Origin of the sequence: Rathayibacter sp. AY1G1 (assembly GCF_002932095.1) — a bacterium.
In the GTDB taxonomy this organism is placed as follows: domain Bacteria; phylum Actinomycetota; class Actinomycetes; order Actinomycetales; family Microbacteriaceae; genus Rathayibacter.
Map to the genome: position 1 here is coordinate 1 of NZ_PSUZ01000055.1, position 2678 is coordinate 2678.

Here is a 2678-nt window from a genome sequence, read left to right on the forward strand (position 1 = left end):
GCCAGGCCCGCGACCGGGCCGCCGAACGGCGGATCCTCCTGGACGAGCTCGGCGCCGTCGACAGCCGGTGCGAGCGACCACGGTCCGGCCACGACCCTCCGCTCGGCTCCGCGCACGGCTGCGAGGGCGGTGCCGAGGAGCGTCGACTCGCGGTGCCGGAGGAGCGGCTTGACCGCGCCGCCGAGGCGGGAAGCGCGTCCGCCGGCGAGCACGACCGCGTCGAAGCGGGGGAGCGGAGGCGGCGGGAGCACGGGACCGAGGCTACGCGCGCTCGGAGGTCCGCCGTCCCGGCTCCGGTGTCGGAGGTCGCGGCTACTCTTGTCGGGTGGTAGCAGCCCTGTATCGCCGGTACCGGCCCGAGACGTTCGCCGAGATGATCGGCCAGTCCCAGGTGACGGATCCGCTCATGACGGCGCTCCGCACCAACCGCGTCAACCACGCCTACCTCTTCAGCGGCCCCCGCGGCTGCGGCAAGACCACCTCGGCGCGCATCCTCGCCCGCTGCCTCAACTGCGCGACGGGCCCGACCGACACCCCCTGCGGCGTCTGCGACAGCTGCGTCGAGCTCAGCCGCGAGGGCCAGGGCTCGCTCGACGTGGTCGAGATCGACGCGGCGAGCCACAACGGAGTCGACGACGCGCGCGATCTGCGCGAGCGCGCCATCTTCGCCCCGGCGCGCGACCGCTTCAAGATCTTCATCCTCGACGAGGCGCACATGGTCACGCCGCAGGGCTTCAACGCGCTGCTCAAGATCGTGGAGGAGCCGCCGGAGCACGTGAAGTTCATCTTCGCGACCACGGAGCCGGACAAGGTCATCGGCACGATCCGCTCGCGCACGCACCACTACCCGTTCCGGCTCGTCCCGCCGGCGCAGATGCTCGACTACACGCAGGAGCTCTGCGAGCGCGAGGGCGTGCACGTGGCGGCCGGCGTGCTGCCGCTCGTGGTCCGCGCGGGCGGCGGGTCCGTCCGCGACACGCTCTCCCTGCTCGACCAGCTGATGGCCGGCTCCGAGGCCGAGACCGTCGAGTACGAGCGGGCCGTCGCCCTCCTCGGCTACACCCACGGCGCCCTGCTCGACGAGGTGGTCGACGCGCTCGCCGAGCACGACTCCGCCGAGGCGTTCGGAGCGGTCGACCGCGTCATCCAGACGGGGCAGGACCCGCGCCGCTTCGTCGAGGACCTGCTCGAGAAGCTCCGCGACCTGATCGTCGTCGCCGCGACCGGGGGAGCGGCCTCGGCCGTCCTCCGCGGCGTCTCGCAGGACGAGCTCGACCGCATGGCCGGCCAGTCGCGCGCGCTCGGCCTGGCCGAGCTCTCCCGCATCGCCGACGTGGTCAACGAGGCCCTCACCGAGATGACCGGTGCGACCTCGCCGCGCCTGCACCTCGAGCTGATGATCGCCCGCACCCTGGTGCACGGCACCGGCGCCGGCATCGCGCCCGCTGCTGCCCAGGAGGAGCGCCCGCGGCACGTGGCCGCGCCGCGCGAGTCCGCGGCGCCCGCCCCGCGGTCGTCCGAGGCGTCGCGCGCGTCCGAGCCGTCCCGTGCGCCCGAGCCCCACCACGCCTCGCACGCCGCCGCTCCCGGCTCGGTGCCCGAGTCCATCGCGGCCGCTCCGCGCACCGAGGCGCCGGTGACGGCGTCCGAACCGGTCGCTGCGCCGCCGGTGAAGGGGCCCGACGAGACGGCGGCCGCGCCGGAGGCGGACGAGTCCGCGCCGGCCGAGTCAGGACGCCCCCGCGCGACGACCGCCGCGGCGGCTCGTCCGGAGCCGGACGAGCAGGAGCCGTCGGATCAGGCCGCTGCGTCCCCTGAGGCGGCCCCAGCCTCGGCGCCCGCTGCCTCCGCACCCGCTGCGGCCGCGGGCGACGCACCCGCCGACGGCGCGGTCACCCTCCAGCGGATGAAGGACACCTGGCCCGAGATCCTCGAGGTCGTGCAGAAGGCGAAGATGACCGCCTGGCTGGTGGCCTACACCGCCCAGGTGCGCGCCCTCAAGGACGACGTGCTGACCCTCTCGTTCCCGAGCCAGAACGACGTCGAGTCGTTCAAGATGCCGGGAACCGCCGGGCAGGCCGGAGTCAGCGAGTACCTGCGTCAGGCGATCCAGCAGGTCCTCGGCCTGCGGGTGAAGTACATCGCCCGCGTCGAGCCTCGCGCTGCCGCCCCGGAGGCCGAGCGCGCCGCCGTCGAGGCGACCGCCGCGCCCGCCCCGGCTGCGCCGATCCCGGCCGCGACCGGCTCCGACGGATGGGCCACGGTGGCGATCCCCGCCGATCCGCCCCCTGCGGCCGAGGCGGCTGCTCCCTCCGCTCCGGTGGAGGCCCCCGCCGCGGCCGCCGAGCCGGTGCGCGCCGCTCCCGTCGCCGCCGCTGAAGCCGTTCCCGCCGGCGACGAGCCCCCGTTCGACGAGGAGCCGCCGGAGGAGGACATGCCGCCGGTCGAGCCGCCGATGCCCGACTCCTGGGCGACCGTCGCACCTCCCGGCGAGCCCGCCGCCGCGCCCGACCCCGCCGCCCCGTCGCGGCCCGCCCCCGTCGCCGAGCGTCCGGCTCCCGCCGCGCGCCCGGTCACCCGCACGACCCGCTCGGCGACCGCCGACGGCCGTCAGCGCTACGGCGAGGCGGTCGTCCGCGAGATCCTCGGCGCCCAGTTCATCGAGGAGCAGCCCCACA

General features: G+C 75.8%; 2 protein-coding genes. One reads left to right on the forward strand and one right to left on the reverse strand.

Annotation, left to right across the window (positions count from 1 at the left end; genetic code table 11):
* Nucleotides 1-251: molybdenum cofactor guanylyltransferase (locus C5C36_RS17140; RefSeq protein ID WP_258072331.1), on the reverse strand; the 251-nt coding region annotated here is incomplete at its 3' end.
* Nucleotides 252-325: 74 nt separating this feature from the next.
* Between C5C36_RS17140 and C5C36_RS17145 the strand changes: the two genes are divergently transcribed.
* A partial coding sequence (locus tag C5C36_RS17145; protein WP_104310109.1) for a DNA polymerase III subunit gamma and tau occupies nucleotides 326-2678 on the forward strand: 2353 nt, incomplete at its 3' end.